Source organism: Oscillibacter ruminantium GH1, assembly GCF_000307265.1.
GTDB classification, from domain to species: domain Bacteria; phylum Bacillota; class Clostridia; order Oscillospirales; family Oscillospiraceae; genus Oscillibacter; species Oscillibacter ruminantium.
Genome location: NZ_DF158896.1, coordinates 786,569 through 809,358, shown reverse-complemented (window position 1 = coordinate 809,358; position 22,790 = coordinate 786,569). Strand labels below are relative to the sequence as shown.

At 56.3% G+C, this 22,790-nt stretch carries 19 protein-coding genes; 13 read left to right on the top strand and 6 right to left on the bottom strand.

The annotated features are described in order from the left end of the window. Nucleotides 1-60: 60 nt before the first annotated feature. Nucleotides 61-471: a peptide deformylase gene (locus ON16_RS03825; protein ID WP_040659520.1), complete on the bottom strand. Its 411-nt coding sequence runs from the start codon at nucleotides 469-471 to the stop codon at nucleotides 61-63. A gap of 78 nt (nucleotides 472-549) precedes the next feature. Then, on the bottom strand, nucleotides 550-936 hold the full coding sequence (locus ON16_RS03820) for an MmcQ/YjbR family DNA-binding protein (RefSeq protein WP_040659518.1): 387 nt from the start codon (nucleotides 934-936) through the stop codon (nucleotides 550-552). Between the two features lie 360 nt (nucleotides 937-1,296). Between ON16_RS03820 and ON16_RS03815 the strand changes: the two genes are divergently transcribed. After that, nucleotides 1,297-2,151 carry an AraC family transcriptional regulator gene (locus tag ON16_RS03815; RefSeq protein WP_040659516.1) on the top strand — a complete coding sequence of 285 codons (855 nt, stop codon included), beginning with the start codon at nucleotides 1,297-1,299 and terminating at the stop codon, nucleotides 2,149-2,151. Between the two features lie 94 nt (nucleotides 2,152-2,245). Here the strand turns inward: ON16_RS03815 and ON16_RS03810 are convergent, their stop codons facing one another. Then, nucleotides 2,246-2,890 carry a hypothetical protein gene (locus tag ON16_RS03810; protein ID WP_040659514.1) on the bottom strand — a complete coding sequence of 215 codons (645 nt, stop codon included), beginning with the start codon at nucleotides 2,888-2,890 and terminating at the stop codon, nucleotides 2,246-2,248. Between the two features lie 621 nt (nucleotides 2,891-3,511). Between ON16_RS03810 and ON16_RS03805 the strand changes: the two genes are divergently transcribed. The 4 genes from ON16_RS03805 (at nucleotide 3,512) to ON16_RS03790 (ending at nucleotide 8,261) form a co-directional block, all read left to right on the top strand. Then, nucleotides 3,512-4,207, top strand: a complete 696-nt coding sequence (locus ON16_RS03805) for a PHP domain-containing protein (protein WP_081579577.1) — start codon at nucleotides 3,512-3,514, stop codon at nucleotides 4,205-4,207. Between the two features lie 235 nt (nucleotides 4,208-4,442). After that, entirely contained in the window at nucleotides 4,443-5,543 is a 1,101-nt protein-coding gene (locus ON16_RS03800) for an extracellular solute-binding protein (protein ID WP_040659512.1), read from the top strand. Between the two features lie 55 nt (nucleotides 5,544-5,598). Then, nucleotides 5,599-6,579 carry an ABC transporter ATP-binding protein gene (locus ON16_RS03795; RefSeq protein WP_040659510.1) on the top strand — a complete coding sequence of 327 codons (981 nt, stop codon included), beginning with the start codon at nucleotides 5,599-5,601 and terminating at the stop codon, nucleotides 6,577-6,579. After that, nucleotides 6,576-8,261: an ABC transporter permease gene (locus ON16_RS03790; protein ID WP_040659508.1), complete on the top strand. Its 1,686-nt coding sequence runs from the start codon at nucleotides 6,576-6,578 to the stop codon at nucleotides 8,259-8,261. The genes ON16_RS03795 and ON16_RS03790 overlap by 4 nt, the downstream gene beginning before the upstream one ends. A 13-nt stretch (nucleotides 8,262-8,274) precedes the next feature. Here the strand turns inward: ON16_RS03790 and mnmM are convergent, their stop codons facing one another. The 3 genes from mnmM to ON16_RS03775 form a co-directional block, all read right to left on the bottom strand. After that, nucleotides 8,275-8,844, bottom strand: a complete 570-nt coding sequence (gene mnmM, locus ON16_RS03785; protein WP_040659506.1) for a tRNA 5-(aminomethyl)-2-thiouridylate-methyltransferase MnmM — start codon at nucleotides 8,842-8,844, stop codon at nucleotides 8,275-8,277. Nucleotides 8,845-8,956: 112 nt separating this feature from the next. After that, nucleotides 8,957-9,832, bottom strand: a complete 876-nt coding sequence (locus ON16_RS03780; RefSeq protein ID WP_040659504.1) for an AraC family transcriptional regulator — start codon at nucleotides 9,830-9,832, stop codon at nucleotides 8,957-8,959. Nucleotides 9,833-10,104: 272 nt separating this feature from the next. Next, the gene (locus ON16_RS03775) at nucleotides 10,105-11,643 is read right to left on the bottom strand and encodes an amidohydrolase (protein ID WP_040659502.1); all 1,539 of its coding nucleotides are present in this window, start codon (nucleotides 11,641-11,643) and stop codon (nucleotides 10,105-10,107) included. Between the two features lie 764 nt (nucleotides 11,644-12,407). On the opposite strand from ON16_RS03775, the gene ON16_RS03770 reads away from it, so the two are divergent. The 8 genes from ON16_RS03770 (at nucleotide 12,408) to ON16_RS03735 (ending at nucleotide 22,672) form a co-directional block, all read left to right on the top strand. After that, entirely contained in the window at nucleotides 12,408-13,787 is a 1,380-nt protein-coding gene (locus ON16_RS03770; RefSeq protein WP_040659500.1) for a hypothetical protein, read from the top strand. A 172-nt stretch (nucleotides 13,788-13,959) separates the two neighbouring features. Continuing rightward, nucleotides 13,960-15,789, top strand: a complete 1,830-nt coding sequence (locus tag ON16_RS03765; RefSeq protein WP_040659498.1) for an ABC transporter permease — start codon at nucleotides 13,960-13,962, stop codon at nucleotides 15,787-15,789. A gap of 3 nt (nucleotides 15,790-15,792) precedes the next feature. After that, nucleotides 15,793-17,442, top strand: coding sequence for an ABC transporter ATP-binding protein (locus ON16_RS03760; protein ID WP_040659496.1), 1,650 nt, complete (start codon nucleotides 15,793-15,795; stop codon nucleotides 17,440-17,442). Between the two features lie 152 nt (nucleotides 17,443-17,594). Beyond that, nucleotides 17,595-18,419 carry an HAD family hydrolase gene (locus ON16_RS03755; protein ID WP_051131506.1) on the top strand — a complete coding sequence of 275 codons (825 nt, stop codon included), beginning with the start codon at nucleotides 17,595-17,597 and terminating at the stop codon, nucleotides 18,417-18,419. Next, nucleotides 18,407-19,039: a beta-phosphoglucomutase gene (gene pgmB / locus ON16_RS03750; protein ID WP_040659494.1), complete on the top strand. Its 633-nt coding sequence runs from the start codon at nucleotides 18,407-18,409 to the stop codon at nucleotides 19,037-19,039. Before ON16_RS03755 ends, pgmB begins: the two co-directional genes overlap by 13 nt. Nucleotides 19,040-19,206: 167 nt before the next feature. Further along, nucleotides 19,207-20,226 (top strand): ABC transporter substrate-binding protein, encoded by a 1,020-nt coding sequence (locus ON16_RS03745; protein ID WP_144032040.1) that lies wholly within the window; start codon nucleotides 19,207-19,209, stop codon nucleotides 20,224-20,226. Next, nucleotides 20,223-21,920 carry a sensor histidine kinase gene (locus ON16_RS03740; RefSeq protein WP_040659492.1) on the top strand — a complete coding sequence of 566 codons (1,698 nt, stop codon included), beginning with the start codon at nucleotides 20,223-20,225 and terminating at the stop codon, nucleotides 21,918-21,920. Before ON16_RS03745 ends, ON16_RS03740 begins: the two co-directional genes overlap by 4 nt. After that, nucleotides 21,914-22,672 (top strand): response regulator transcription factor, encoded by a 759-nt coding sequence (locus ON16_RS03735; protein ID WP_040659490.1) that lies wholly within the window; start codon nucleotides 21,914-21,916, stop codon nucleotides 22,670-22,672. The genes ON16_RS03740 and ON16_RS03735 overlap by 7 nt, the downstream gene beginning before the upstream one ends. Nucleotides 22,673-22,790 lie beyond the last annotated feature (118 nt).

Here is a 22,790-nt window from a genome sequence, read left to right as displayed (position 1 = left end):
CTGCGCGATCTCCTTTCCTTTGCAAAGCCGCCCAAAGCTGAACAAACCAAAGGCGCGAAATTATATCAAAATTCCTTCGCAGTGGTCAATTTCGTGCTGGATGATCTCCGCCGTCCAGCCGGTAAAAGTCTTATAGCGGGTTTGGAACTCCGCAGTCTGGTACTGCACCTTGATGGATTGCCAGCGTTTTGTTTTGCGTGTCCCGGCGAGAGACAGACAGCCCTCCTCTGCCGCGTAGGGCTCGGATTTTTTCACGATTTCCGGATTGAACATCACCACATAGCTGCCCTCGTTGTCAAAGGCAATGATGCGTTTGTTCACGCCGATCATGTTCGCCGCCATGCCCACGCAGCCGTCCTTGTGGGCGCAGAGCGTTTCCAGCAGGTCCGCCGCCACACGCAGATCCTCGACCGTGGCCCGCTCCGCCTTTTGTGCCAGAAATGTCTCGTCCTTCATAATTTCCCGAATCACTGTTTTCTCCCATCTCCGCCGTAGGCGGAATGCGGTTTTTGCCCACGAGCGTTCCAGCCCGCAGCAGCACAGCGGTTTTTACTGCGCCTGCTCTGCAATTTCCCGCTGCATTTTTTTCGTCAGCTTGCTGAACACCAACTCATAGGAGCGGTTGCACAGCCCCCGCAGTACATCGTCCGGCACCGCGCCGTCCAAAAAGACAGAAATCCAGTTGCGCTTGTCCGTGTAAAAGCCGGGGATGATATCCGGGTATTCCGCCCGCAGCGCCTCGGCCAGCATCGGCTCGCATTTTAGGGTCAGCAGCTCCCGGCAGTCATAGCCCTGATGCTCCGGCCCCGGCTGACAGGTGGCGGCAAACAGCTTGCCGCCCACCTGATAGCGCCACCAGCCCCATTCCAATTTATAATCCTTCGCGCAGCCTTTTTTTGCTTGCAGATAATCGTCCAGCCAGTTGTATTTGTTCATTTTTATGACCATTCCTCTCCGTTGGCTTTGAGACAGGCAAAGTATAACCTTTTCCCCGCTCTCAGCAAGTGGATACGCCTCCCGCAGCCAGTCCATCCGCTTCTCACCAATCTGCACTTTTTCGTCGCCGCCCCTGTATCATAATCCTATTTTATCCTATACCGTTCCAAACGGCAAGAATTCTCTTGCAATCAGGCAGAAAAAGAGGCGGAATTTTTGTTGTACAATCCGTAAACGGCCGCTGCGATCAAAAGCGGCATGGCATAGTTTTTTCCTCCAGCTTGCCGCAGCTGCGCAAGGAAGGTCGAGAAATCCCATTGCCGATGCGGTATCCTATTTTCAGTCAGGGAGGTGAACAGCATGACAGACAAAACCCTCGCCGTCCAGCGGATGCAGGACTACATCGAATGCCATCTAACCGGGGGCATCACACTGGCCGATCTCGCGTCCGCGGCGCAGTTTTCGCCGTGGTATGCCGCCCGCATATTCAAGGAGCTGACCGGTCTTGCGCCCGCCGAATACATTCGGCGGCTGCGGGACGAAACGTGCAAGGTCATCGACGCGGCGTTTGATCTGGGATTTTCCAGCGTGGACGGCTATCAGCGGGCATTCCGCCGGGAGTTTGGCTGCAACCCCAAGGAATATGCTCTGCGGTCGGTTCCTCTGCCGCTGTTCACCGCCTACGGCGTTAAATTTCGAGAACTGGGGAAAAAGGAGCATCGAACGATGGACAATTTGAAAAGTGTTTTTATTCAGATCGTAGAAAAACCCGCCCGAAAGGTGATCGTAAAGCGCGGCGTCAAGGCGGCGGACTATTTTGCCTATTGTCAAGAGGTGGGCTGCGACGTGTGGGGCATGCTGACCAGCATGAAATCACTCTGCGGCGAACCGGTGTGCCTGTGGCTGCCGGAGCAGTACCGCAAGCCCGGCACCTCGGCGTATGTGCAGGGTGTGGAAGTGCCCGTGGACGATGACAGCCCGATTCCGGAGGGCTTTGACAAGATCGACCTGCCCGCCGCCACTTACCTCCTATTCCAGAGCGAACCCTTTGCCGAGGAGGACTACTGCCAGGCCATCGAGTCGCTGCAAGCGGCTATGGGCAAATACGCGCCCGCAGCCATCGGCTGCCAATGGGACGACGAGAATCCCCGCATCCAATTGGAACCTATCGGCGCGCGGGGCTATATCGAACTTCGGGCAGTGAAAAAGGCATAAGCGAAAAGGCTCAGGCTGATTTACATCAGCCTGAGCCTTTCTGATTCTCTGTGGTGCGGATATCCGGCTGGACACCGGCTTAAAAAAGCAAAATTTACGGGACGTAAATTTGCGTGAGATTGGTAATAAATTCGTCCTGCACAGTAACCGTTGTGGCATAGGGAGAAAAGCTGCGGTCGCTCTTCTCCATCGCCATCAAAAAGTCGCCCGCGTAGGCTATCTGCCCCGGGTTTTCCAGATCGGAGTCGTCTAAAAAAATGAATTCCTGACCAATTGGAAGCGTCGTCTCGCCAATAGCATAATAGCTTTTTGCATCATCTGTCAAGATCTCATAAAAGACTCCGCTGTCGTCCGTGGCCAGATAGCAGCCGCCCTCTTCCAGTCCGCCGTTGATTGTCACAAATCCATTCTCATCTCTCTCGATGGATTCCACAGGCATCCTGTTTCCGTCGATCACCAGCGTGTCGCCGGCTGTCAGTTCGGAGATATCCACCAAATCGAATCGCTCGTAGTCATAAACCGTCATATGAACGCCCAGCATACCGTCGTCACTCAGATACACGTCGGAGGCCTCAAAGCCCGCGGCAAACGTGCAGTTGTCAAGAGTTTCGACATCCAGTGTGCCGGGAAGCGGCTCCACCGTTTTCCCGCTTGTCTGCGCCGGAGTGTTTCTGCCCGCGCATCCGGTAAGTGCTATTATTCCGGCAAGCATCAGCAAACCGATTATTTTTTGCTTCATTCTTATCATCCTCTCAAGTTTCATCTGATCCTTGTGTTGCGTATGGGAGTATAGCACCGTGCGCCGTCTCCCGCAAGGATATAATCGTAACATTCCTTACAGTGCGGTTACAATATCGGCGGTTTATCCGGGCCTTTTCTCAAGTCTTTTGACATATGTAATTGTGATCGGCACAAACCGAAAAATTCAGATTCCGCGCCTCTTAAAAAGCACTGGGCGGGGCAAGGCTTGTCATTGTTCACATTTTCTTTGCATTTCGTTTATGATTTCTTCAATTTCTTATGGTAAATTATAGACACTTCAAAGGGAACTCTGCTCGTTCCAATCCGCGAAAGCGGTTTTCATATATTCCCCCTCTCTCTCTTTTCTCTCCTTTCTCTTGCGGGAAGCTGTGCAGCAATGCACAGCTTCTTTGCTTTTATTCGATGAAAACGGCCACCATCGATTCGACAAGCGGCAAACGCTAGTTGGGTTCGGCTGCGGTCGTATATTAATCGGTATTTTAAATGATAAGGCATTATAATAGATAATCGCAGAGATGAATTGACTTCTCAAAAAAATTCCTTTATACTTCATGTACTTTGTTAAAAAGTCACAATGGATTCGTAAGGAGGGCGGGACTTGTTTGTAGATTTGCATATGCACGAGCATACATTTTCTGGAGACAGCCACCTGTCGCTGGAAGAAATAACAGCCCGGGCCAAGCAGCTGGGGCTGGACGCAGTCTGCATTACGGATCATGACAGCATGGGTCTGCGGGAGGTTGCCCGGCAATATTCCGCCCAAAGCGGATTCTCGATTTTTACCGGAATTGAGTTCTACTCTCTTCAGGGCGACATTGTCGCCTTTGGCATACAGGACTATCCAAGGAAACGCGTCAGTGCCCAGACCTTTATCGACTGCGTCAAGGCACAGGGCGGCGTTTGTTTCAGCGCCCATCCCTTCCGCAACAATAACCGGGGACTGGCCGCCGCGCTGGATACTGTCACCGGTCTGGATGGCGTTGAAGTGCTCAACGGCAGCACTCTGCCCGACGCGAATCAGGCGGCGGCGAACCGCGCCATTTCTCTGCATCTGGCGCAGCTCGGCGCCAGTGACTGCCACATCCGGGAGAAGGTAGGGGTCTATGCCACTTGGTTCCCCGACGAAATCCACACGGAGGCGGAGCTGGTATCCGCCATCCGGGCACATCGGTGCAAGCCCGCCTATTATCAGGACGGGGAATATCACATCTGGGACCCAGAGGAAAAGACCTTTTATCAAGCGGGTGTCACGCCCCATCGCACGGTAGAATACAGCGAAGTGCATTCCGCCTGATCGCAGCTTTGGATTTGACGGCGGCTTTTTCCCACATATGGCATCCATTTTTTAAGGGTAACACCACACAGAGATTGCGTGCAGATTGCTCGGAATTTTTCCGTCATACTGACGTATGGCAAAACTTTTTTGTGCAAGATGGCGGAAAATATGCAAGCAAGCTGTGCGCAAAGCCGCTCGGTGTTCTTTGTGCGGTGTTGCCTAAGATATCAATTTACATACAAAGGAGATCATCATGGGTAAAAAAGTAGTTTCGCTTCTCTTGGCAGGATTCATGGCACTGTCTCTGGCCGCCTGCGGCTCCACCGGGACAGGTTCCGCGTCCGGCAGCGCGGCACAGCAGTCCGGCTCCGCATCCGCATCCACCTCCGGCGCCGCGCTGGAGGATACCGTGGTTGTTTACACCACCCACTCCGAGGCCATGCTGGAAGAAATTGCAGCCGCCTTCACTGAGAAGACCGGCGTACAGGTGGAGTTCATCAACCTGAAGGGTGAACTGGCCGACCGGGTTCGGGGCGAGATGAAAAACCCGCAGGCCGACATCATGTACGGCGGCGACACCGCCACCTATATGCTGCTGAAGGATGAGGGCGCTTACACCGCGTCCAATCCCTCTTGGGGCGGTGATCTGGACAGCGCGTTCAAGGACGGGGACGGTTTTTGGTACGGCACCATCCAAACTCCTGTAATGCTGTTTTACAACACGGAACAGCTCTCCGCCGCGGATGCGCCCAAGGACTGGGGTGATCTGGCAGACGCCAAGTACGCGGGCAAGATCGTTTCCCGAGATTCCCTGTCCTCTTCCATGCGCTCCACCATCTGCAACCTGATGTATTTTTACAGCCAGCAAAACGGCGAGGACAGTGCGCTGGAATATCTGGCCGCGCTGGACGCCAACACCAAAAGCTATTACAACAGCGGCAGTATGATGTTTGAAGCCATTGGCAAGGGCGAAGCCGCCATCAGCTTCGGCGTCCTCAGCGACATCACCACCAACCGGGACGAGAACGGGATGCCTCTTGAGATCATCGACGCCGCCAGCGGCTCTGTGGTCATCACCGACTGCATCGCCGCCCTGAAGGATTCTCCCCACCCCGCCGCGGCGCAGGCCTTTTTGGAGTTTGCCGGCAGCGCGGAGGTACAGACCATGCTGGCCAACGACTTTAACCGGATGCCCACGCTGAAGGCCGCTCTCGCCAACTCTCCCGCATGGATGCAGACCGGTTATGCCGCCATGGATGTGGACTGGTCCGCCATTGCCGCCAACCAGAGCGACTGGCTGAGCAACTGGGAAACGAACATCTGCAACGCTGACAAGGCGGTTGCATCCAAGTAAGCAGCTATGATAAAGTAGTGGGGACTTCCCCACTACTTTTTTCAGGTGAGTGTATATGAACGAAATTGAACTGAACGGCATTACCAGCCATTACGGCCAGACCCGGGTTCTGGACGATGTGTCGTTCCGCATCGCCCAAGGTGAACTACACACACTGCTGGGGCCTTCCGGCTGCGGCAAGACCACTCTGCTGCGGCTGCTGGGCGGATTTCTCCAGCCCACGGCGGGCCGCATTTTTCTGGATGGCCGGGAGATTACCTCCCTGCCGCCGGAAAAGCGGAACATGGGCATCGTGTTTCAGAACTACGCCCTGTTTCCCCACCTGAACGTAGAGGAAAACGTGGCCTACGGCTTGAAACTTCACCGCATCAACGCCGCACAGGTTCGGGAGACTGTCCGCGCCCAGCTGGATTTGATGGGACTGTGGGAGTGTCGGACGCGGAAGATTCAGGAGCTGTCCGGCGGGCAGCAGCAGCGGGTTGCCATTGCCCGGGCGCTGGCCGCCAGCCCTCGGATACTGCTGCTGGACGAACCCATGTCCAATCTGGATGTGTCTCTGCGAATCAAGATGCGTCAGGAACTGCGCCAGATTCAGCAGAAGGTGGGCGTTACCACGCTGTTCATCACCCATGACCAGCAGGAGGCTCTTGCCATCTCCGACACCATGTCTGTCATGCACGACGGGCGCATTGAGCAGACCGGTTCCCCCCGTGAAATTTATGAGTCGCCCAAGACGTCCTTTGTCGCTACCTTTGTTGGGAAGACCAATATGCTGGATCGGGCGGCAATGACAGCTCTGGGCGGTCACGGCGAGGCGGAGACGTCCTATCTCCGACCGGAGCAGCTGGTGCTTGAACCGGTGAAAACCGCTCAAACACCCCTGCCGGGGCAGGTGATCCGGGTGCATTATCAAGGCGCTATGGTGGAATATGAAGTGAAAACGGATGCGGGAATCCTCTGCGTGCTTGCGCTGAACAATCACCGCGGCAACGGACCCGTCGTTGGCGGCGCGGTGTTTGCGGGGCTGCGCCCATGAGACAGCGCCATTCGGTACAAACGCTGGCGCGGGCGGTCTTTTCCGGACTGCTGTTGTGGCTGATTGTCGGCTATATCCTCTATCCCATGGCGCAAACTGTGGTGCAGTCCTTTTCCACAGAGAGCGGGTTTGGCCTCGCCGGGTATCGCGCGTATTTTTCCAATCCCCAAAATCGGCTGGTGATCCGCAACACCGTGCTGGTGGGCGCATTCGCAGTGCTGGTCTGCGGCACGGTGGGCACTGCGCTGGCGGTTTATATGCGTTTTTTGTGCCGCAGACACCAAAAGCTCCTCCACATTTTGCTGCTCAGTCCCGTGATGATCCCCGGCGTGATTATTGTCATTGCGTTTATCCAGCTCTATGGCGAAAGCGGGATCATCACCAAACTGCTGGAATCGGCGTTTCACCTCTCTACCCCACCTTATCGGTTCAGCGGCTTTGGCGGCATTTTGTTCGTACTGGCCTATACCCAATATGTGTACTTTTATCTGAACGTCTACACGGCCCTGCGGTATGTGGATAAAAACGTGGTGGACTCCATCCGCAGCTTCGGCGGCGGTACGTTTGCCGTCATCCGGGATGCAATTTTTCCGGTGATTCGTCCGGCAATTGTGATCTCAGCCCTGACCACGTTCATCTCCGCCATCAGCGCCTATTCGGCCCCCAGCCTCATTGGCGGCAGCTTTAAAGTGCTGAGTATGCAGATCGTCAAGGCCAAGGCCAACAATCAGATGGCGCTGGCCTCGATTCAGGTTGCGGTCCTGCTGGTGATCGGCCTTTTGATGACTGTGGTTCTGACCCATTACAGTAAAAAGTACGCTTGGGAAATTTCCGTGAAGTCCGCATATTTCCACATGGAAACTAAACGCGCCTCTTGGCTGCGGCGGGGGCTTTCGGCTCTGGTAATCCTTCAGGTTGTGCTGGTGGTTCTGCCTGTTCTGGCAATTTTCTACCTGTCCTTTATTGAGACTCGCTCGATTATGACGGACATCTTCCCCTGTGCCTTCACGCTGGAAAACTATCTGACCATTTTTGAAAAGCCCCGGGTGCTCCGCCCCATGCTCAACAGCGTGAACATGTCCCTGCTTGCAGTGCTTGTGGGTTTGGTGCTGACACTGCCGGTGGCCTATTGGGAACGCAGGAACCCCACCCGGCTGGTTCGCTCCATGGAGACACTGCTGATGCTGCCTTGGAGTATGCCGGCCAGCGTCATTGCCATCAACTTAATCAATGTATTTAACGTGGAGAGCGTTTTTGCCTTTGGCCGCTCTCTCATCGGCACCTTCTGGATTCTGCCCATCGCCTATACCATTGTGGCCCTGCCGCTGCTGCTCAGTTCCAACCGCGTGGCCATGAGCGGCATCAGCGTCACCACTGAGGAGGCCGCCCGCAGTCTGGGCGCGGGCACATTCCGCCGTTTTTTCCAGATCATTCTGCCTAATATCGTCTCGGGTATCCTCTCCGGCGCGATTCTCGTCTTTGTCCGCACCATGGGAGAGTACACCATGTCCGCCCTGCTGTACGGGGTGTACAACCGGCCCATCTCCGTCAGCGTGGTCACCAATATGCAGGAATACAAGGTGGGCATCTCTCTGGCCTATGGCTCCCTGCTGATTCTTCTGTGCTATGGTCTTTTGTGGATCGTGCTGAAGATTGACCGGCGGCGGTTTGCCATGGAATAGGCGCGGCGGATGGTCAGCCCTTTGCTGCGCATTCCTTCCAGACGAAGATCGGCATGGGCGGTTCGCCCCGCCGGTTGCTCCACGCGCAGCACAACACGGAAAACGCCCGGTCATCCAGCGTTTTTAAATGCTCCAGCACGGCATTCCTCTCCTCGAATCCGTTTTCCTTTCCGTAATAGAGGGCAATCGCCATCACTCCGCCGGGCTTTAACAGCCGGAGCGCCGCGTCAATAGCCCGGACAGAGGAGTTTGCCTGTGTGAAAATCTGGGGATCGCCGCTGGGCAGGCGGCCGAAGTTGAACATCACGCAGTCCACCGTCTCGGGCTTGGCATACTGCTCCATATTTGCATGGCTGTCCAGAATCACCTGCGCTTCCAGCCCCTCCTGCGCCAGCAGAGCGCGGGTCTGCGCCACAGCGTCCGGTTGAATATCGAACGCGATGACGCGCCCCCGCTGTCCCGCCAGCCGGCACAGCAGAGCCGTGTCCCGACCCTTGCCCGCAGTTGCGTCGATGCAAAGTCCGCCCTCCGGGACGTATTGGCGCACAAACTCGTGTACCATGGCAAGCGTATTGCGATTCATTTGAAATCCTCCTTCTATGTGAAAACAGTGGTTGATACGAAGAAACTGCCGGAGCGGTCAGCTCCGGCGGTTTCTTTTTCTGATGATGCGCAGTCCGTTTTGGCTGAACCGTTTACTTTTTCTCCTTCACCGCGATCCAAATCTCGCAGGTGTAGTCCGGGTTCTGCACGTCCGCCGAAGGATAGACCTCCAGCTCCACACCCTGCCCGTACTCATAGTTGCTCTGGGGAAAGAACTCCGTGCAGATCTTCTTGTAGGTGTCCTTGAATGCCTCAGGCATCTTGCCTCGGCAGGTAAATACCGCATAGGTATAAGCCGGAATCTCAATGATGTCCAGTTTTTGGCCATTCAGCGGTGTGCCGTTATATTCCGCGCCGATGCCATAGGGAAATCCGGAATCCGCCAGCTCCTCTGAAAAACAAATGCCCAGCACGCCGTTCAGATGGTCGAACTTGCCGTATTTGCAAATCGCGTCCATCGTGCCGTCTGCACTGCACTCGTTCCAGAATACGTGGATATCCGCTGCGGCGGTATCGCCCTGAGGTTTGGTCACCTGCTTCTTTTTGCAGATAATTTTAAATGCGTCTTTCTTTTCGATCCTGTAATCCATGGTACTGCCTCCCGATAAAATCAGTTTTACGGAGAGTCTGGAGAAAGATTTGACGTTTCCGCCGTGGCGCGCTTCCGTGGGCGTAATGCCATGGAACCGGGTGAAGGCACGGGAAAAGCTCTCGGGGGTGTCATAGCCGTACTTGAGCGCGATGTCGATCACCTTGTCATTCATACGCATCAAGTCCTCGGCGGCCAACGTCAGGCGGCGCATCCGAATGTAATCGCCCAGCGAAAACCCACAGAGCATGGTAAACATCCGCTGGAAATGAAACACCGACGAGCAGGCCTCTTTCGCCGCGGTTTCATAGTCGATTTCTCCGGTCAGATGCGTCTCTGTATAGTCCAGCGCCCGCTGAATCCCCGTGATCCAATCCATCTTTCCATCTCCTTCCGCATGATGTGATTCTATCGCGCTGCGCTCCGCCCTTCATGACTTCTTGTGCGGTGTGATGTCAGGATTCCAAATATTAGGCAGTCGAAGCGCATTGCGCACCACACCCCGGCGAGAGTATCCAAGCTCTTTCCAGTAAAATGGGAGGTTATTGATTCTTCCACTGCAAAGCGTTTCTTTCTAACTGTTTGACAAATTCATCTTTTCCGTTGCAATACTTTTCAATATCATAAGGAAATTCCAGTGCCAATTGCGCTTTAAATTTTCTTGTAAATGCACTTTCCGGACTTATAGGTCTGCAAGATGGGGATATCGGCAATTTCTTCAGAGGGTACTTGCAGGGGGTCCTGCTCCAAAACGACAAAATCCGCTTTCTTTCCGGGTGCAAGCGTACCCTTGGAGGCTTCCTCTCCATATTGATAGGCCGCGTTGATCGTGACCGCTTTCAGTGCGTCCAGCGCAGAAATCCGCTCCGCCTCGCCCAGCAGAACGCCGTCTTTTGTCTTTCGGTTCACGGCACACCACACGGTCCGCAGCATATCCGGTTCAAGCACCGGTGTGTCCTGATGGAACGTGAACCGGATTCCCTGCTCCAGCGCGCTTTTGGCCGGGCTGATGGTTTCGGCCCGCGCCATACCGAAGTTTTGGATGTGCACATCGCCCCAATAATAGCAGTGCGCCACGAAGAACGACGGCAGAAACCCCAGTTCCTTGACTCGGGGCAGCTGGGCCGTTTCCAGCAGCTGGGCGTGGATAATCACGGGGCGGATCGCCGCCAGCGCCTGCTTATCCGCGATCTTTTCGGCGGCGGACAGCAATTGTTCCACCGCGGCGTCCCCATTGCAGTGGGCCAGCAGCTGCCGCCCGTCCGCAACCGCCTTGCGCAAGGCCGCCAAGACCTGCTCGTCGGTCATGGAGGACACGCCAAAGCAGTCGTCCGAACCGACATACGGCGTTTTCATCCAAGCGGTTCTGCCCTGAGGAGAACCGTCCAGAATGGTTTTATACCCGCCCAGCCGAAAGCCGTTCACATATCCGGCGGCGCTGTCGGGAAACGCATCGTAAAACAGTTTTTCATCGTCAAGCTGCGGATACCCCACCACATCCAGCGTCAGCGCGTTTTGAGCCAGCAGCATTTGATAGAGCGGCAGCATCTGCTCGACCATCAAGCCTTCCTGGATGGTGGTGATCCCGAAGGAGGCATAGTGCGCAAGCGCCTGCTTGTATGCGCTCATCAGCTGTTCTGGAGCCGGCATGGGCAGCTTTTTCACCGCGTCTACAAATACGGTTTCTTCCAGATAACCGTCGCGATCCTTTCCCGTCAGCTCCGCAATCTCCAGTCCGGCGGTGTTGAACACGCCGAAATGGCCCGATTGGTGCAGCAGCACAACCGGATTATCCGGGAACGCCTCGTCAAGCAGCTGCTTCGTAGGGTGCTCTTTTTCCCGCAGCTTGTTGTGGTCATAGCCGTTTCCGATCAGCCACTGTCCCGGTTTCAGGGCATTGTCCTTTGCAAACGCGCGCAGCAGTTCCACGACCGACTGAAAGGAATCCGCTTGCGTAAGCGAGGCCTGTAAAAGCGTGTTTGCATAGGAAGAGAGATGACTGTGGGCGTCGATAAATCCCGGCAAAACGGTTGCGCCTTTCAGGTCCACTTTCTCCGCGTCCGGCGCCGCGGTTTCCAGCTCCTCGTTTTTGCCAACCGCTCGAATTGTATCGTTTTCCACCAACATGGCCTGCTGTGGCACTTCGTCTTCCAGCGTCAGGATATTTCCGTTATAAAATAGAGTTCTCATCAATCGCATCTCCTCCGTTTGTGTGCTGGCGTTCCGTCTGGAACAGCGCGGGGATAAATGTCTCCGCTTTGACCGTTTCATCAGCTTTTGCAACAAGCCGAAATTTATGTTGCGTCTTCTGTTTTCAATTTTGTTTGAAGAGGATGATTTTTATTTACACGTTCATTTTACCACTTTTTTCTTTTAATGCACACCGCTATTTTTATAGGGTAACACCGCACAGAGATTGCGGACAGATTGTGCAGTCAGATTGTATCGGAATTTTGCCGCCATACTAATGTATGGCCAAAAATATGCATGCAAGCTGTGCGTAAAACCGCTAGGTGTTCTTTGTTCGGTGTTGCCATAGGTCCCATGGGTGCTTTTCGGGGCTGGACGGTGCGCTATCCTCCATGCCGGTATCCGACGTACTGACGGTCCCCTCTCCGCGTCGGCTTTCTGCCAGACAGGTCGCACCCTGCGGACATCTCCCGCCGCCCGGCCATTTGTTTACGTAATTTTTTCCTCGCGTGCTCGCATATCGGCCAAAATCGACCCGATTTGCGGGCGTTTTTCTTTCGCACAACTGTGCAGGTCGTTCATAACAGCTCTGCTATTTTTCATTTCGAATGTGCAGTTTGTTCAAAAAAGCGGTTTTTCACAAATAACATCAGATTTGTCCAGTAGAATTTTTCCTCTTGCCTCTATAAAATGTAACCAGAGACTGACGTAAGCAAAATGCTCGTTACGCAACAAAAAAACATTTTGGAGGAGGACATCAGCACATGAAAAAGAGGTTTCTTGCACTGACTCTGACACTGGCTATGGCATCGGCACTGCTGGCCGGCTGCGGCACGCAGCCCGCCGCTTCCGCCCCTGCCGGTTCCGGCTCCGGCTCTGCCACGGAACCCGCCGCCGAACTCACCGCCACCCAGAAGATTATCGCAGAGGCCGAGGGAATGACTCTGGATGAACTGGCTCAGAAGGCCATTGAGGAGTCCAACGGAAAAACCTTCTACGGCGTGGGCAACTCCAGCCGCGGCAAGACCGCACTTCCCCTGTTCATTGAGTATCTGCAGTCCATCGACCCCAGCTATACCATGGAGTATGACTGGCAGCAGCCCAAGAACAACAAGATCTTCGATCAGCTCACCGCCGACGCGCTGAAGGAGACCGGTACCTATTCCATGACCCTGATTCAGGACGGCAACCAGATCGAGAGCAAGATGGTTCAGCCCGGTGTGCTGGACACCTTCATCCCCAAGGACTGGGCCGATGCCAACGGCACTACCGCCGATGCGTACACCGGTTTCCTCCCCTTGCAGACTTTGAACAAGGTCTTCCTATACAACAACACCGGCTCCAAGACCTATGACAACTGCTGGGATTTTGTGGCCGAGGGCGAGCACGGTCTGTACATGGATATCGACTCCGAAATCGTGGGCAAGAACTTCCTGTATATGCTCACGGAGGATACTTACGCCGGCTGGCTGAAAGAGGCGTTTGACGCCCTGTCCGCCGACGAGCAGGCATACTTCCAGCCCGTCATCGACGAGATGGCTACCGACGCTTCTGATCTGGGGCTGGGCGAGAACGGCAAATACGCTCTGGCATGGATCAAACTTTGGGTCGAGAGCTACAACGCCCAGACTGACGACGGCCCCATCTGCAACACGCTGGTGGACCAGTCCGCCACCGATCAGTTCGGCCTGCTGGTGTACTCCAAGCTCCGCTCCGTTGAAGAGTCCGCCACAGTTTCCGTCAACAACGTGAACGTGGCCGCCTATCAGGATGGCTACACCGGCATCGGCGGCTTTGGCTACTGCCACTATCTGTTCGTCACCGACAACTCCCCCCTGCCTTGGACCGCTTGCGCCTTCCTCGCCTACATGACCTGCACCGAAGACGGCTTCTCCGCCTGGGGCAAGGACATGGGCGGTTACTCCGCCAACCCCACCGTGGCTGAGGCCACCGAGGCCACCTATCAGCATCAGAAGGGTGGCTTTGTGGACGGCGTGGACACCTTCCCCGCCAAGAACGACCGGGGCTATGACTGGTGGACCGGCGACGGCAAGCTGGTTTTGGAAGACCCCACCTACTGCAACTCCGTGGCCTTCACGGTGGGCAGCTGGATCGAACTTCTGACCAAGTACAGCGCGGGTTAATTCCTCCCATCTTTAAAGCGATGTAAAAAGTGCCCCTGACGGGTGGCTTTCAATAACCGTCAGGGGCGCTTTTTCTCAACCCCATGCTCCAGTCCGCATATACCGCCGCAGGCGGTCCTGTGGGAGCGGCCTGCCGCACCCCGCACCAAGTCCGGGAAAGGAATGGTCTTCTATGAACCAGTCGTCTACTGTGAGCGCCGGCAAGTCCGCCATTCGGCTCAACAAGGTAAAAACCTATCTCTCCAAACCCCACAATGTAATCCTGTTGTTGATGGGCATCGTGCTGACGGTGACCACCGTGGCCCCCATCATCGCCATCGTGCAGGATACCTTTAAAATCCACGCCGGCACCATTGACGCCTATCTCACCGGCAAGGCCAGCGGATACACCCTGATCAACTACATTGACCTGTTCACCAGCCGTCTGGCGATGAGCAATTTGTGGACGCCGCTCATCAACACCGTGCTGCTGGCGGTGGGAACCTGTGTGGTGGCAATTTTGTTCGGCGGGCTGTTCGCGTTTCTCATCACCCGCACGAATCTCTCCTGCCGCCGCTACCTCAGTTCCATCTTCATCTTCCCCTACATCATGCCCCAGTGGACGCTGGCCGTGGTGTGGCAGAACCTGTTTAACTCCAACGTCGTCACCGGCACATCCAACGGATTGCTGGCCGCCACACTGGGCGTTCAGATGCCCATCTGGTGGTGCAAGGGCCTGTTCCCCAGTCTTGTGGTGCTGGGATTGCACTACGCCCCCTTTGCCTACATCCTTATCGGCGGCATTTTCCGCAATATGGATGCAAATTTGGAAGAAGCGGCCACAATTCTGGACACGCCCAAGTGGAAGACCATGTTTAAAATTACCCTTCCTATGGTCAAGCCCGCCATTCTCTCCACCATCCTGCTGGTGTTTGGCAGCTCCATGGGTTCCTATCCTGTGCCCCACTATCTGGGGCTGACCACCCTCGCCACAAAATATGTCTCCCTGAACTCCAAGTATACCGGCGAGGCCAGTGTTTTGGCGATCATCATGATGGTATTCGGCGTGGCGATCATGTTTATGAATCAAATGAGTCTGCGCAGCCGGAAGAACTACACCACCGTTACCGGCAAATCCGGTCAGACCTCCAAAATCAATCTGGGCCGCGTGGGAAAGCACGTGATTGCGGCCGCGCTGATCGCGGTGACGTTTTTCACCAGCATCTTCCCCATTGTCTCCTTCGCGTTTGAGACATTCCTGCCTAACCCGGGGGATTACAGCTTCCTCTACACCGGGGACAGCTCCAACCTGACCACCAAGTGGTGGACCACCAGCGAGAACATCACGGAAAACGGAATGTACGGCCAAAAGGGTATCCTTCACAACGAAACCATCTGGCACGCCTTCAAAGGCACTATTTTGGTTTCCGTGTGCTGCGCCCTGCTGGCGGGCACCATCGGCACGATGATCGGTTACGCCGTGGCCAAGACCCGACGAAGTAAATGGGCCAACTATGTCAACGCGGTGGCGTTTTTACCGTATCTGATGCCCTCCATCGCCGTGGGCGTGGCGTTTTTCATCCTGTTTTCCAACAAGTATGTGAACCTTTTTAATACGTACACACTGCTCATTATCGTGGGCACCATTAAATATATTCCCTTTGCCAGCCGGTCAAGCCTGAACTCCATGCTTCAGCTCTCCGGCGAGATCGAAGAGGCCGCCATCATTCAGGATATCCCTTGGATCAAGCGGATGACCCGCATCATCATTCCCATTCAGAAGTCCTCCATCATCAGCGGCTACCTGCTCCCCTTCATGACCTGCCTGCGGGAGTTGAGCCTGTTCATGCTGCTGTGCGTACAGGGCTTCGTCCTCGCCACCACGCTGGACTATTTCGACGAAATGGGGCTTTACGCCTTCTCCAGCGGTATCAATCTGATTTTGATCCTTACCATTCTCGTTTGCAACGCCCTTGTCAACAAAGTCACCGGCGCAAGTCTGGACAAGGGAATAGGAGGTTAAGCCATGCCTGAGATTATATTAACCCATGTGACAAAACGCTGGGATAAATTTTACGCCGTAGACGATCTGAATCTGGTCATCGACGACAACGCCTTCGTCACTCTGCTGGGCCCCTCCGGCTGCGGCAAAACCACCACTCTGCGCATGATCGCAGGGCTGGAAACCCCCACCAGCGGCCGCATCACCATCGGCGGCCGTGTGGTGTTCGACAGCGAGGCGGGCATTAACATCCCGCCCAACAAGCGCAAGGTCGGCTTTTTGTTCCAGAACTATGCCCTGTGGCCCAACATGACCGTGTATCAGAATATCTCTTTTGGGCTTTCCAACATCAAGGAAGACCTGCCCAAAATTGATCTGGAGGCCCGAAAGGCCGCCGCTCTGCTCCGCATTCTGCAAAAACCGGACGACGTGGTAAAAACTATTTTGGAATGCGCGGACAAAAGCGGAAAACTGGACATGGATCGCGCCTACATCAAACTGATCGACCGCTATGAGATCTCGCTCTACACCGCCAAGGCGCTGATAAACTACAAGCTTCAGGAATCCATGGAGCCGGTCACGGTTGCGCAAGCGCGGCGGGGCGAGCTGGAAGCCGCTCTGAAGTCCGCCCGGGAAAAGTGTGCCGCCGCGGGCTGCACCCTGAACGAACGGTTTGAGTACGAAAAGGACGGCAAGCTCGTCACCTCTGTCCGCAAGCTCTCTCAAGAGGAGATCGACCTCGCCGTCCGGCGGGTGGCCCGCATCGTGAAGATCGGCATGTTTATGGATCGCTACCCTTCCGAGCTGTCCGGCGGACAGCAGCAGCGGGTTGCCATTGCCCGGACGCTGGCCCCGGAGCCGACGGTGCTGTTCATGGATGAGCCGCTGAGTAACTTGGATGCAAAGCTGCGCCTTGAAATGCGGTCCGAACTGCAGCGGCTGCACATCGACACCGGCTCCACCTTTATCTACGTCACCCACGACCAGATGGAGGCAATGACGCTGGCGACAAAAATCTGCCTGATTGAAAACGGCGTTCTTCAGCAGTACGACGCGCCGCTGGACGTATACAGCAAACCCAACAACCTGTTTGTAGCGGACTTTGTGGGCAATCCCGCCATCAACTTTATTGAGGCCAAGGGCATTCAGCAGTCCGACGGCTCCTTCGCCCTTTCGGCTTTGGACGGCATCCCGCTCTCCTTCCAGCCCAACGCACCGCTGGATCTTGCCGCGTGGTACGCGCAGGCCGATGCGGCAGACGCATCCCGCAAGGCGGCGGAATCCGCCCGGGCGCAGGATAAGAAAAGCGTTGAAAAGGGGAACAAGGACGTTCTGTTCCGCTATCATGTTGCCCGCGTCAACGATGCGGATGAGGACTTTGACAACGAGACTGCCCCTACCGATGGGGACTTTGTGGTGGGCGTCCGCCCGGAGTTTTTAACACTCAGCGACAATGGCGCCATCGAGGGTGAAATTTACTCCGCCATGCCCACCGGCATGGAGACGACCGTGAAGGTCCGCGTGGGCGGTTTCCTGCTCACCGGCGTGGTGTTTGGCGGTGTGCTCTATCAGATCGGCCAGAAAATCCGTCTGGACTTTCAAGGGGATAGTATGGTACTATTTAGTCGTAGAAACGGTCGAATGATCGCGCAGGGGTCCCTCAACGTTAAGTAAATCAATTTCCGGCTAAATGACCGGGTCTGTGTCTTCTGAGTGGGGGACGCGCGAAAAAGAGGCCCCCAGGGCCTCTTTTCGCATATCCGCCTGCGCATAGGCAACCGCCTGCGAATCCATACCGTTCCAATTCAACACAAGGAGTTCTATCTATGATCCGTCTCATCGCCTCTGATATCGACGGCACGCTGCTGCCTTACGGCGAAACCGCCATGCCGCAGCGCCTTTTCCCCCTGATCCACCGCCTGCGGGACCGGGGTATTTTGTTCGCTCCCGCCTCTGGGCGGCAGTATCACTCCCTGCGCACCCTCTTTGCCCCGGTGGCGGACGAGGCTTGCTTTCTCTGTGAAAACGGGGCCGTGCTATACGGCCCCGGTACGGAAGAAGGCGCGCCGCTGTTGAGCAAGACCCCTCTTCCCCGGCAGGAAGCGCTGGAACTGGCCCACACAATTTTAGGGCTTTCCGGCTGCGATGTTGTCATCGAGGGCCAAACCGTCAACTATGTCTGCGGCGGCAGCCCCGCCTTTCTCCGCCAGCTGACGAAGGGGCATGGGAATCTGGTGCAGACGGTGGATCAGCCGGAGGACATTTCGGAGGACATTGTCAAAATCGCCGCCTTCTGCCCCACAGGATTTGACGAACCGGTGAAAATCCTCGGCCCCCGGTGGGGTGATTGGTTTCACATGGCCGTGGCGGGCCTTGGATGGCTGGATTTCACGCTGGCTACCAAGGGATCGGGCCTTAGCGAGCTGTGCGCGGGGCTGGGTCTGTCTCTTTCGGAAACGGCGGTCTTCGGCGACAATTGGAACGATCAGTCCATGCTCCATGCGGCAGGCCGGGCCTATCTGATGGAGGCCGCGGACCCGGCGCTGCGGCAGGCATTGACCCGCTCCCGCGCGGACGAGGGACGGGATGCGCCCCGTGTCTGCGAAAATGTCTGCGATGAACTGGAGGCAATTTTACAATGCGGGCCATAATTTTTGATCTGGACGGCGTTCTGGTTTCCACCGACCATTTCCACGACGACGCGTGGCGCGCGCTGGCTCGGAGACTTAAGATTCCCTTCGACGAGACGGCCTGCCGCCGCCTGCGGGGCGTGTCCCGAATGGCGGCGCTGGAGCTGGTTTTGGAGCAAAGCCCCCGCCGCTATACAGCGGCGGAAAAGGAGGCGCTGGCCGCGGAAAAAAACACCGCCTACCGCGCGCACATTGCCGGGATGACCCCGGCGGATGTGGCGGACAGCACCCGCACCACTCTCAGATCGCTGAAACGTCGGGGCCTGTTGCTGGCCGTGGGCAGCAGCAGCAAAAACGCCCGCTTCATTCTGGAGCAAACGGCGCTGACATCGTATTTTGACGCAATTGTGGATGGAAATGAGATCACCCGCTCCAAGCCGGACCCCGAGGTTTTTCTAAAAGCCGCAGCAAAGCTGGACGTATCTCCGGCAGAGGCACTTGTGGTGGAGGACGCGGCGGCGGGCATCCGCGCAGCCCGCAGCGGCGGCTTTCAAAGCGCCGCACTGGGACCAGATGCAGCGGAAGAGGGTCTTGCTAGTCATCAAATTCAGAATTTAGCAGACCTTTTGGCGCTGGTTTAGCCGTCCGCGAAAAGCAGAAACAGCGCGCTGGGTTTTGTGGTCTTTGATCCCGTTCTTACCGCCCGCGCGGCGGGAATCCAAACGTAAACGGGTATATTCCTGTTTACTGTTCCGGGACTTTCCGGGCGATAAGGCACCTAGGTAAGACGTTGAAAGGAGTGCCCGACATGCTGAAAAAAGGACTGTCACTGGCCCTTTCCCTGCTCTTTTTAACCGGCTGCGCCGGGGCGCGGGGGCAGTCTGTCTCCACCTTTGCCCCGGCGGAGGAAAACCGTGTGGTGATCTATACCTCCCACAAGGAGGAGGTTTACGGCCCCATCGTCAAGGAGTTCGAGGAGCGCACCGGCATCTGGGTCGAGGTGGTCACCGGGGGTACCAACGAGCTTTTAACCCGCATCGCGGGCGAAGCGGACGAGCCGCTGTGCGATGTGATTTTTGGCGGCGGCGTGGAGAGTTTGACGGCCTATGAAGACTATTTTGAGCCGTATGCCTGCGCGGAAGCGCGTCTTATCCGCCCCGGTCTTCATCCCCAAGATGATCTATGGACGCCCTTTTCCTCGCTGCCCGTGGTACTGATCTACAACACCAAACTCGTCTCTCCCGGCGAACTCACCGGCTGGGCGGATCTTTTGAGCGGGAAGTGGACGGGTCAGATCGCCTTGGCGGACCCCACCGTGTCCGGCTCCAGCTACACGGCGGTGGTAACCATGCTGTCCATCCTCCCCGGAAACGACTGGACGCTTCTGAACCGAATCGTCACAGAGCTGGACGGACACATTCTCCCCGATTCCGGCGACGTGGTGGCAGCGGTGGCGGGCGGCGTTCGCTGCGTGGGGGTCACGCTGGAGGAAACCGCCCTAAAACGGCAGGCACAGGGGGCGGACATCGCCATCGTCTATCCCGCCGAAGGTACCAGCGCCGTCCCCGACGGGAGCGCCCTCATCGCCGGCGCACCGCACCCGGACAACGCCAAAGCCTTTTTGGACTTCGCCCAGAGCCGGGACGTGCAGGAACTGGTGGTGAGTCAATTTTCCCGCCGGAGCGTCCGTTCCGACGTGTCCGACGGGGACGCTCTGCCCCCTGCGGAAGAACTGGGTGTGATTGACTATCCCGTTCGCTGGGCGGCGGAATTAAAGGACGAATTTGTTTCCCACTGGACGGAATTGACCGCGGGGGACGCATCATGAAGAACTTTTCTTTCCGGCAAAAGCTGCTGGGCGCTTTTCTCGCCATCGGCATCATTCCCCTGCTCATCTGCACACTGCTGATGCTGAACATTTTCCGCATCTCTCTGAATCGAAACGCCGAGGACACCGCCCAAAGTCAGATCAGCGCCATGACCGCCGACCTTACATCCTTTCTTGCCGACTGCGAGACGGTCATGAACCAGCTCCGCATTCAGCCGGAAGTCATTTTGGCGCTGGATGGCGGAGCAGGCGGGGACACGCAAAGCGTCTACTCCGCGCTGTATAATACCACTTCCTCCCTGTTGCAGGAAGCGAATTTCTCCATTTACGACAAAACCGGCCAGCGGGTTTTCTCCACCGCCAGCCAGCCGCAGTTTGCCGCGCTGCCTGTTCGCTGGGGACTTTTATCCGCCGCAGAAAATAGCGGCGGCGTGGTCTATCGGGGAGCGTCCGCCCTCTCCAAAAGTTCCGCCTGTATGCAGGCCGCCTGCACCATCCGAAATGGAGGTGTACCGGTGGGCTATGTGGTGCTGGATATGACGCAGGCGCATGTTGAACTGCTGTTTGACGGAAAGTACAGCGCCACCAGCAGCCTTCTGGTTCTGGACGCCTTTTGGGATCAGATATACGCCTCTGCCGATATTCCCTCTGAAACGCTGGCGTCCCGTCTGCGGGGCCAGCTGCTGGGAAATCAGCCTCTTTCCGACGAGCGAGGCGCATATGATTACTATGTGGTTCAGGAGCCGCATTCTCAGTTCTATCTGATCTTGCAGCAGCCAAAGCCCCTGGCCGAGTGGATGACCCGCCTCTTGCATCTGGTGGCAGGGCTTTCCATTCTCTTGTGTCTGGGACTGTGCGTAGTCGTCTCCATGCGGTTCAGCCGCCAGCTGTTTGAGCCGATTCGCGCACTGAACAGCGCCATGCGGCAGGTGGAGGAGGGCAATCTGAACATTCAGATCGACAATCACCGCACCGACGAAATGGGCCAGCTCTCCGGACGGTTCAACCGGATGACCCAGCGTCTGCGGCAGAATCTGGCGGATTCCCTCCGCCAGCAACGGGAGCTGAACGCCGCACAGGTTCGCATGATGCAGGCCCAGCTGAATCCTCACTTCCTCTATAACACGCTGGACACCGTCAAATGGATGGGCAAGATTCATCAGGCCCCGGAAATTGCCACCATCTCCGCCGATCTTGCGGACATCCTGCGCAGCAGCATTTCCGCTGACGAGTTCGTTCCGCTGCGGCAGGAGCTGAACCTTGTGGAGCGGTACGTGGAAATTCAGAGCATTCGCTTTTCCGGTGCGTTCGTTCTGAAAAACAACGTGGATGACGCGCTTTTGGATGCGCTGGTTCCAAAGCTGATGTTGCAGCCATTGGTGGAAAACGCGATTCTTCATGGCTTCGAGGGCTGCGGCAGCGGCGAGATCTCCATCGACGGCTGGAGCTGCGGGGAAACGCTGACCATCACCGTGCGGGACAACGGGCGGGGAATTTCGGAGGAGGCGCTGCGGCGCTTTCAGTCGGGCGAGTTACCGGACGCACAGAGCCATCTGGGGCTTTACAATGTGGACGCCATTTTGCGCCTGCATTACGGGACGGACTTCGGGCTTCGCTTCGTATCCGCCGCACAGGGAACCTGCGTCCGCATCATGCTGCCTTTGGACGGGAAAGGAGAAGAGTCATCATGCTGAAAGTAGTTGTGGTGGAAGACGAGGAACTGGTCCGCAAGGGCATCGTTTTAACGGTGGACTGGGCGGGTGCGGATTGCGCCGTGGTGGGCGAGGCTGCCAACGGCGAAGAGGGGATGGAGGTCATTCGCCGCTATCGCCCCGATCTGATTGTCACCGATATCCGCATGCCCAAGCTGGACGGCATTGAAATGCTCCACCGCCTGCGCGCGGAGGGGATCGACGCCTATGTGGTAATTCTCACCGCGTACAGTGACTTTTCCTATGCCCAGTCGGCATTGAAGCTGGGCGCGGTGGATTATTTACTTAAACCTTTTCACGACGGAGAGCTGGAAGCGGTCATTTCCCGCATCCGCTGCCGCGAGCAGGAATCCGCCGCGCAGCACACCGCCGTCCCCGCCGCGGGACTGTCGGAAGACGGCGCGCCGGAAAAAAGCAAATACGTTAAGGAGGCGCTGGCTTATCTCGCCGCACATTACAACGACCCGGACGTCAGTGTGTCCAGCGTCGCCCGGAATCTGGGCGTCAGCGACGGACATCTGAGTCATGTATTTAAAAAAGAAACTTCCTACACCCTGTCCGGATACCTGACCAATTACCGGATGCACAAAGCAACCGAGCTTCTGCGGGACTGCCGGGTCAAGGTTTACGAGGTGGCGGAGCTGGTGGGTTACCGGGACATCACCTATTTCAGCAGCGCGTTTAAAAAGGCCATGGGGCTGTCTCCTTCAGAATATCAAAAACGCTGCCAGTGACAATTGTCACATGAAAAGGCCCGGGGCTGTTCCATGGAACAGCCCCGGGCCTTTTTCCGTTTCATAGCAAACTATCGGTGTACACGTTTTCCCGGCGCAAAAGACAAACAGAGAACCT